General features: G+C 57.8%; 6 protein-coding genes. 2 read left to right on the top strand and 4 right to left on the bottom strand.

Annotation, left to right across the window (positions count from 1 at the left end; genetic code table 11):
- Positions 1-150: 150 nt before the first annotated feature.
- The 3 genes from HK28_RS04845 to flgE form a co-directional block, all read right to left on the bottom strand.
- A complete protein-coding gene (locus tag HK28_RS04845; protein ID WP_086643488.1) occupies positions 151-1,233 on the bottom strand; it encodes a flagellin in 1,083 nt (360 codons plus the stop codon).
- A 2-nt stretch (positions 1,234-1,235) separates the two neighbouring features.
- On the bottom strand, positions 1,236-2,750 hold the full coding sequence (gene flgK, locus HK28_RS04850; RefSeq protein WP_086643489.1) for a flagellar hook-associated protein FlgK: 1,515 nt from the start codon (positions 2,748-2,750) through the stop codon (positions 1,236-1,238).
- Between the two features lie 134 nt (positions 2,751-2,884).
- Positions 2,885-4,195 (bottom strand): flagellar hook protein FlgE, encoded by a 1,311-nt coding sequence (gene flgE, locus HK28_RS04855; RefSeq protein ID WP_086643490.1) that lies wholly within the window; start codon positions 4,193-4,195, stop codon positions 2,885-2,887.
- 370 nt (positions 4,196-4,565) lie between these two features.
- Between flgE and HK28_RS04860 the strand changes: the two genes are divergently transcribed.
- The gene (locus HK28_RS04860) at positions 4,566-6,632 is read left to right on the top strand and encodes a hypothetical protein (RefSeq protein ID WP_086643491.1); all 2,067 of its coding nucleotides are present in this window, start codon (positions 4,566-4,568) and stop codon (positions 6,630-6,632) included.
- A 13-nt stretch (positions 6,633-6,645) separates the two neighbouring features.
- Positions 6,646-7,416 (top strand): flagellar hook assembly protein FlgD, encoded by a 771-nt coding sequence (locus tag HK28_RS04865; protein WP_086643492.1) that lies wholly within the window; start codon positions 6,646-6,648, stop codon positions 7,414-7,416.
- Positions 7,417-7,647: 231 nt separating this feature from the next.
- Here the strand turns inward: HK28_RS04865 and HK28_RS04870 are convergent, their stop codons facing one another.
- Positions 7,648-8,433: a methylenetetrahydrofolate reductase gene (locus tag HK28_RS04870; protein WP_086643493.1), complete on the bottom strand. Its 786-nt coding sequence runs from the start codon at positions 8,431-8,433 to the stop codon at positions 7,648-7,650.
- Positions 8,434-9,036 lie beyond the last annotated feature (603 nt).

The raw sequence follows: 9,036 nt of genomic DNA on the forward strand, positions 1-9,036 counted from the left end.
TGTATTGGTTTAGGGGTCTCCCGTATCTGTTTTGAAGGCCCCTGGCATTGAGAGCGCGCTTTTGGTGCATTCTTGCTCGGCGCAATCTCAAGGAATGGCAAGAGAAAAAAACAGTTCGAATGCGAACTCTCTGTCTGTTTTTGTGTCAGTTTAAATATAACTCGCGAGCGTCATGCTCTTGAGGCTTGCGACAAGAGAGTAGGACGCTTCGAGTTGATTCTGTATTGCTGTCGTTTGCACCGATACGTTTGCGAGGTCGGCATATTTTGCGTTGTCCAATTGGGTGTTGAGCATCGTGCTCATCGTGGACAGCATCGTCGATTGAGATGAAAGCGAATTCTGGCTGATGCCGAGAGTCCCTTCCTCATTCGTCAGCGATGTTGAGATGGAGGAAGTTGACGTCTGCAGGCTGCTGATCAAGTCGGAGAACTGCGTACTGGACGTGTCGGCGGATCCTAACGAAGCGACAACCATCAGGTTGCGGATCAAATCGCGGATAGGCGAACCTGTGGATGTGGCCGTGGCGTCAGAGCCCTGGGTCGCGATCATCCCAACGTTGACTGTGTCGTTCAAACCGATAACAGCGGAACTTTGAAGGGAGGACGCGGATGTTCCATTGACCGAGAGGGCGGACGAGAAAACTGAATAGCTTGCGTTCGAACCTGTCCCGGTCGCGAGAGCGGTCGCCTGCTCAAGAACGCTTGCAGCCGATGACGACGACAGAGTGGAGACGACGGACGACGTCGCCTGTGCGAGCGAACTGGTGCTCAGGCCGCTGGGGTCGGTGACTGGTGGGTCGTTGGCGTCCGTGCCAGCGAAGACGTAGCCGGATCCCGACGATGTGTTCAGGAGAGTGCCCAGAGTGGCGAGGTCGCTCGTGGCGGTGCTTACGATCGACTTCAACTCGCTTTGCCCCAGACTTCCGCTCAGGGACAGAAGATTCGTTTGTAGCGTCGTCACCATCGACGATATCTGCGTCAGAGCGGTCTGAGTCGTGGACAGCGTGCCTTGAGCCGTCGTGATGCTGTTCTGCCACGCCGATACAGCCGTGATCTGAGGTTCGAGGCTGAGCGCCGCCGAACGGTTGTCGCCCAGCCCGGCGTAGCTTGTGGAGGTGACGCCTGTCGACGCTTCTCCGCTCAGATTGGTTTCCTGAGTGTTGAGGTTCGAGATCGCCTGTTCGAGAACATATAATGTTCCAGAGGCTCCGTATTGTCCGATGGTGGTGCTCATGATCAGTTGATCGCATCCAAAAGGGCTGTGAACATGCTTTGGACGGTCGTGACGATCTTTGCATTTGCCGTGTAGGCGTTTTGCAAGGCGACGATTTTTGACATTTCGTCGTCCACGTTGACGCCGGACACGTTGGAAACCTGCGTCGAAAGACTGGTCTGGACCGACGTCGCCGTCGTCAGGCTGGAAGATGCGGTAGACGCGACCTGAGCCTGCGCGGATGTCAGCGTCGTCGCGAGATTGGCGAGGCTGAGCGTCGAACTGTATCCAGTGGACAATGTTCCTGACATGCCAAGCCCGGAGCTTGGCGCGGCGAGAGTCCCGGACACATCGTCTGTCGCTGAACCCAAGGCGGTCGACAGCACTGCGGACGCCAATTTCGTCGAACCGCTTGGCGAGAGTTGGGACGTGTCGCTGACGATGTTCGGATTGACCTCAAGCGCGCTGGACAGGCCGACAATACCGTCTGGCGTGCCCGCTGTCGTCGAGGAGGACGGCATGCTGCCTGTTCCATCGGTGAACAACGTCAGTCCTGCGGCGTTGAAGCGATTGGCGAGCGTGTAGGAAAAGGAATCGAGCTGCGCCTGCATCTTCGGGTAAACGCTGTCTCTGAGCTGGATGTTTGCGCCAAGAGTTCCGCCGGTGAGGCTGGAGGTGATGTCGGTCCCGTTGAGTTCGATGCCAGGAATGGCGGAGCCGGATGTCGTTCCGGGATAGTTGCTCGTGGCGTCTATGGAGGCGGATTCGGTCGACAGGGGCCATGTGGAGGTCGGGATCGTAACGTTGGAACTGTCGGACGGCTGCGTGGGCAGCTCCGTACCGTCAGCCGTCTTGACCAGCATGTCTCCGGTCGATGTTTCTGTGAATGTCACAGATATTTTCGACGAGAGATCGGACATTGCGCTGGCGCGCTGGTTCTCGAGATCAGCGACGCTGGCGCCGGTGACCTGAAGTTTCATGATCTGTTGCGACAGGGCGCCGATCGTCGTCAGGTCCGTATTGACGTCGGAAACAGTGGTGACGATTGTGTCCTGCGCGTTTTGACGTTGAGTCTGATACTCGTTCGACAGGGAATTGATCGTCGATGTCAGGGTCTGGGCGTCGGAGATAACCGTCGAACGTTCGGTGTCGCTCGTCGGGTTGGACACTAGCGCAGTGAAATCATTGGAGATGTTTCCCAGCAGGTCGGACAGCGTGTTGCTCGATCCGGATGTCGCGCTGGTCGAGCCCTGCAATGCCGTGATTGAGGACAGCGAATCGCTTGTTGCGGTCAAGGCCGCCACGCTGGCGTTCTGTGTATAAAGCCCGGCCATCAGGGCGTTGTTGACGTTACGCGTCGTAAGGCCGATTGACACGCCGGACCCGGCGCCAGCGCTGTCGCGAGAGGAAACCTGCGAAATTTCCTCGACATATCCGGTTGTGCTGGCGTTCGAAACGTTCTGCGAGACGACGCCCAGCGCATATTGGGTGGCTTCCAGTCCGCTGGTGGCGATCGAGAGCGATGAGTTCAGATCCATTCTGACCTTCTCCGGCACTGCGCTCTTTCGGCGGATCTGGGCTCCAAGAGACGATATAAAAACCCGACGGGCCTGCGGGATATTCTGCGATGGGTCAGCCTATCCCGCTTCCGTAAACAATATATGAAATTGATTTACTGGATCATGGCGATCGTCGACTGCAGCAACTGGTTCGCCGTGGTCACGACTTTTGTGTTCGCCGTGTAGGCTTCCTGCGCGACGATCAGACCCGACAGGTCGGACGTCAGGTCGGTGGTGGACGACTCAACCGATGAGGTCTCCAGCGTGCCCGTGCCGTTGGCGCCGACGACGCCCGTGGTGGCGGAACCGGACTGCGCGGTGCCGACGTAGGCCTGTCCGTCGACAGCTGACAGCCCGTCTGCATTAGCGAAGCTCGACAGGGCGATTTTACCGACGAGCTGCGTATCACCGTTGCTGAACTCTGCCATGACCGAGCCGTCGCTTTCCATTTCGACGCCCTCATACGTTCCGCTGGTCACGCTGTCGCTGGTCAGGGTCGGCGTGGTGCTGGTTGAACTGGTCGTTGAAAGCGTCGTGGCGCTGCTGCTGCCGATCGTGCCGATATTCAGCGCGATGCTCTGGGACGTGCCGTTATAATTGGCGGTGATGGGGATGGATGCGGTAGCCCCGCTCAAGCTGGAGCCAACGGCGTCGCCGGAAGAATCGGTGACCGACGCGATAGCCCCGCTTGAGTCGAAGGTGACGGTATAGGGCGTTGCGCTTATGGCGGAGGAATCCGACGGGTCGCTGGCGGAGACGGTCCATTTCAGCGGGTTGGTGCTATCCTGCGTCCAGGTGACGTCCAGCGTGTGACTGCCGCTTTGGGAGTCGTAGATTGTCGAACTGGTCGTCGTCGTGGCGGCGCCGCTCGACGGCAGGGTCGTGCTGCCGACGTCTCCCGTCATGGTCAGTTTGGTGGTTTCTGTGGGGCGGAACACGACGTTGGAAACGTTGAGCTGGGTCAGCGACGTGCCGAGCGTCCCGGTGGTCCCGTCGGCCTGATATCCATCGAGATAATAGCCCGAAGTATTCACCAGATAGCCGTTTTTGTCCGCGTAGAAATCGCCGTTTCTGGTGTAGTATTGCTGGTCGCTGAAGCTTTCGGTCCCTGACGTGGCTTGTCCGGTCTCCTTGGAGACGTCGAAAAAGCCGTTTCCGGAGATCGCGACGGCCAGCGAATTGGTGCTGGCCGAGACCGTTCCCTGCTGCTGCGTCGAGGTGTGCGTCACGGCGCCGACGCCGTCGGACACGGCGTCCGAGCTGCTGGAGCTAAGGGAGTTCGAGACGAAATCCTGAAAACTTGTTGTCGAGGCCTTGTAGCCGACCGTCTGACTGTTGGCGATGTTGTTGCTCAAATTGGTGAAGGCGGTGGACTGGGCGTTGATGCCAGCCACGGCGGTGGTCAAAGAATTGAAAATCGACATGAATCACTCCTCAGACGGGTTTTTGTGGCGGCCAGCGTCGCCGAACCACGACGCTGAAACTCTATGCAGGAATCGTGCCAACTTTTTCTGAAGCGCGCGTCGACGCCCTGTTCGCGGCTGGATGCCGTTAGAGTGACTCGATTGGTGACGATGTGACGCCTAAAAACTCTCAGGTAGGTCAATATTGATCGGCAATTTGTGCCCAGTAGGCAAAAATGGAGCGTCATACGTTCGGCTGGAGTGCAGCCCAGCCTTACCGGAACTACGGGATGTGAGTTGGCCCGATTTTTGCATGGGATCTAGACGTTCTGGACGATCGGAAACGTTAATGACGCCCATAGTACATTTGACTGGCTCTAAAATTTTACCGTTGGTTTCTTCGTCCGAGGACGCGGACGTCAGTTCCGGCGCGTCGCGTTCGATTTCCGCGACGCAGGCGCGTCGGTCGTTTTCAAGCGTGCTGGCCAACGAGACGACCTATGGCGGCAGGACTGCGTCTATACGAGATGTAAATTTTTCCCGCATAGTATCGACTAAGGATGCGTCGTTACCGAACAAACCCGCCACCGCAGCTTCGCGGATCGCCCCCGGCGGTTCCTTTGGAACGGCGTTGGCGACGACGTCCGGCCGCGCGACCGTCGAAGCGAGCGCGCAGGATGGATCAAAATCGGTGGCCGACGGGCAGGGGGCAGTCGATGCGACGGAAGGCGACGTTCAGGCTCGCTCGCTGGAGCCGGGAGAGGAAAGTGACGATTCGACGACTGCCGATGATCAGAAGACGTTACAGGCGATGACCGTGGAGGACGCAAATCAGAGCGTCGTCGCTTCGGCGCGGGTACAGGTCCAATCAGGCGTGTCGACGGAGAAGGGAAATCACACGCGTCATGAAGACGACGCAGCGGTGTCTTCATCCGGCTCCGTATCGCAGGATGCCTCTTCGGGTGATGTGAGCGCGGCGGCGATGCAGCTGTTTGCTGGCGCAATAATCCTCGTGCCGGATGCGTCTCAGTCAGCCGCGCAGATTTTCACGAAAGAAGGGGGCACGAGCGCTGGCGATGTGGTCGGGGGGGTGAATCCAGGCTTATCGTCTCCGGAGGCGCCTGTGATGCAGAGTGCGCAACTCGCGGCCATAACTGACGATAAATCGCACGTTCAAGATGCTCCGCTCGTAACCTCGGATGACGTGGCGAGCGAAGCCATGCCCGGGAAGGCGCTGAAGGTTGACGAGCACGTCGTGGCTGATGTTCGTTCTCAGAACGCTCCGTCTATGTCTGCAGATATGCGATCATCGTATACGCAAGCTTTGGCGGACATACAGTCTCAGACTTCGCCTGATCGAGGAAGCTCTGACGGCGCACAAGCTGTGACGCTGCAGGCGAGCGGCGGACAGGCGGATGGTCCGGCGACGTCCAACGGCGTCGCGAAATCTGGAGTCCGCGCGCTTACTCAAAAACTATCCGCGGAGGGCGTCGGGAGCGCTGTAAGGGTGAGCGCGGCCTCCGTAACGTCTCCCGAAGTGGCTCAGGGCACAGTTGGCGTGGCCTCGGCCGCCGCAGTGCAGCAGAGTGGAGGTGTCTCGCCGCTACCGGACGTGACGAAGAAGGCGAACCTCAACGAAAGTGACGTTCAGGCCGCGAATGGTCCGGACATAACTTCAACTGTTTCGACCGGATTGAGCACGCGGCCGCTGGCCACCGCAGGTGATCGGCCTCGTGGCGACTCTTCCGGGCAAAACGAAGATAGACGGTCGTTGTCTGCCGGCGGGCAGGGCATTGCAATGAGCGACGCACCGGGCGCTACCGCCGCGCTTCAAATGGACTTTGCTCCAGTGCTGTCGGAGCAGAAATTCGCCTCGACTATTGGGCAGGCGCCATTTCCTGACACCGGGGTGTCGCACGCGACTCAGGCGAATTCCGGAGAGATGGCCCAGATCGATGTCGCGCGATCGGCGGATGGAAGCTCCGTAGTCACCATGACGCTTCCGTTCGACGGAGCGGATTCCTCTGTAAATGTCGCGATCAGCAAAGGCGACAATGCTGAGGGCTTGCGTATTCATATCGAAGCTGGTGCGGCCGACGTTTTGCAGTCGTTGCAGACTGATCGGACCGAACTGACACGAGCATTGGAAAGTTCGGGTGTGGACGTCCGATCCGCTCAGGTGACGTTCGGTCTTGCTTCAAATATCGGTGGCGACGCCCGGCAGGATTTGCCCAGTGGTCAGCCGCAAGGGGGCGACAGCGGAGCGTCCAGAGGGTTCGATCTCGGCTCCGGTGCGTTTGCAGACGGCGGGTATGGCGGAAGCAATCGCGACGGCGGCAGTCGACTTTCCGGCGGAATGTCTTTCCCCGGTGCGAGCGGTCGTTCCGACGACCCGGTAGAATCAGTTTTTGCTGCATCATCCTATCGGCGTTTAGGCGCCCTCAACATTACAGCGTGAAAGAACGGCGCCAATGACAACCACATCCTCGACGACCTCAGCCTTGTCAGCAGCCATGTCGGCGGCTCAGTCGGCTGCGGCGACAAACTCTTCCGTATCGACCACGGCATCTTCTTCGGCCAGTTCGTCGTCAAATGCGTTGGCGTCCCTGTCGAGTAATTATAGTACTTTCCTGACCCTGCTGACGACGCAGTTGAAAAACCAGGACCCATCCAGCCCGATGAGCAGCGACAGCTTCACCTCGGAGCTGGCGCAGTTCGCCGGCGTCGAGCAGCAGGTGCAGACGAACACGAATCTTCAGACACTGATCGATCTGACGCAGGACGGTCAGGAGTCCTCAAACCTTTCGCTTGTTGGCGAAACAGCGATTGCGACGACGAGCGAACTGCCGCTGCAAAGCGGCGCCGCTAACGTGTCCTTCACGACGACGAGTGCGGAGCCGATTGCGATTGCGGTCACCAACAGCGCCGGAACGCTGGTTAAGACAGAGGAGCTGACCTCCGCCGCAGGCAGCAACACTTGGACGTGGGACGGCGTCGATAACAGCGGAAATCAGTTGTCTGACGGATCTTACAACATTGCGATCGAGACCAGCGATTCTGCAGGTAATACCACGGCGGTGCCGTTTACCGTGTCAGGCAAGGTCACAGGCGTCACTTCGGGCGACGGCGTGATTTATGTCGATATGGGCGCATCCCAGGTCGATATGTCGAAAGTGTCGTCTTTCTCAGGAACCAGCGCGGCCTCCTCCTCCACATCGTCGGTGACCTCGTCCGGCGCGTGAAGCGGGCAGGCGTATGTCCGGGCAACATACACAGCCGCCGATCCGATCGGGAAGATGCTTTTCTTTAGCCCGAGTTTTGGACTGCATCCGGTCCCGCCGTTTGCGCGTATGTCGCTTCTGAGCGAAGGACGGGGGCTTCGGGTTTGGCGGGGCTTGGTGAAGCGCACTGCTCCATCTCTCTGAACGCAGTCAGCGAGATGGATTGGTGAGCTGACGCTCAGACAAATCAGTTCAAGATGAGAGAGCCGCTGCCAACGGCGTGAGATAATTCGCTAGTTTCACGCGTAAAGGCATAATATAGACCGACCCGCTGTCGCTTCGTATGGAGCGAATGGCTGCATCGGCAAACGCGATGTTCGCGTCGAGCGTTGGTTCGAAGTTTCGCGGGAAGATTACACGGTTGGTGGTTTCCCAATAAGAACGGGACCGGGGGCCGATGACGGGAGACAAGCCCCAGAATACGTTCTCGCCCGACAGCCACTCTCGGCAAAGATCGAGCATACGCATGTCGAATATAGGCTGCGTGAAAAACCCGCGTGCTCCGGCGTCGCGCTTGCGTTGAACGGCGTCGAGTTCCTGATATGGCGCCTGCCGATATGGATCGAAAGCAGCATAGACGGCGACCCCCGGGGCTTCGCGCTGATAGCGTCTGATAATGCTTTCGCTGGAGTTCGGGAATGTGCGCCGATTGAGGTCCGCCGGCGGGTCGCCACGAATTACCAGCACCTCGCGGATCGCGGGGTCGTCGGTTCCAGGAAGCGGCTCGTTGGGATCGACGTCGATAGCCCGTATGTGCGGGATTGCAGCGTTGACACGGTCGCGTACGAGGCTGACCGCCTTCCAGCTGCGAAGATCAAAACGCATCAGGTCCGGGATGTTGATCGTGTCGGCTTGTGGCGCGAAGGCCAGAGCCTCCCCAGCGTCATTGCGCAGGCTGGCTTCATCCCGGGGGATGAGCTCTACGGAGACGCGGCGTGGATTGGTGAGGGCGGAGGCGGTGGGGCTTACGTCAGGCATGGCGCATCATAGCGTATTGGCGTCGCAGAAGCGAAATCCGACCAATCGGTCGCCGTGTGAGGTAGGGGGGCTCGGGCGAGGATTTTTTTGGGGGCGCGATCTATCTGGAAGGGCGGTGTCTGCGGCTCTTAACAGTCCGATATTGATGTAGCTGGGCGTGGGGATGACGAAAGAAGACTGCGGCAAGAACGTGGATGCTGAGTTCTCTTCATGGCATCGGAAACCTGTCGGAAATCGTGAGTTGGGCGAGCGCAAGGTAAGCTCGGAGACAGATATGGAACACCTGATTATTTATCCTCTAACTTTAGCCCCAGCTAGAGAGTTATAATCTGTTTTTATAAACTTATGATTTTTTACGTGGGGTATTCATAGAGTGTTTGTCTTGACGTTTTCTTCAAAAAATCACGCGTATTTTCTCTATTGTCTTGACGTGATAATAAAAAATAAACGGATGTTAGATTCGATATTGTATCTTGAGAAAAAAGATGCACAAATAATCAAAATAATATAAAAAAGTTTTTTATAAATCACTAAAAATATCTAAAAAATGATGTATTTATTCTCTAAATTTTGTGCTAGAAAGCTGAGTGAAGCCGCTCGTAT

It is taken from the genome of Acetobacter sp. DsW_063, from assembly GCF_002153745.1.
Classification (GTDB): domain Bacteria; phylum Pseudomonadota; class Alphaproteobacteria; order Acetobacterales; family Acetobacteraceae; genus Acetobacter.

What these genes read in the sequence shown, in the direction of transcription:
- HK28_RS04865 (WP_086643492.1), top strand. Translation starts at nt 6,646, where the DNA reads ATGACAACCACATCCTCGACGACCTCAGCCTTGTCAGCAGCCATGTCG.
- HK28_RS04845 (WP_086643488.1), bottom strand. Translation starts at nt 1,233, where the DNA reads ATGAGCACCACCATCGGACAATACGGAGCCTCTGGAACATTATATGTT.
- flgK (WP_086643489.1), bottom strand. Translation starts at nt 2,750, where the DNA reads ATGGATCTGAACTCATCGCTCTCGATCGCCACCAGCGGACTGGAAGCC.
- HK28_RS04870 (WP_086643493.1), bottom strand. Translation starts at nt 8,433, where the DNA reads ATGCCTGACGTAAGCCCCACCGCCTCCGCCCTCACCAATCCACGCCGC.
- flgE (WP_086643490.1), bottom strand. Translation starts at nt 4,195, where the DNA reads ATGTCGATTTTCAATTCTTTGACCACCGCCGTGGCTGGCATCAACGCC.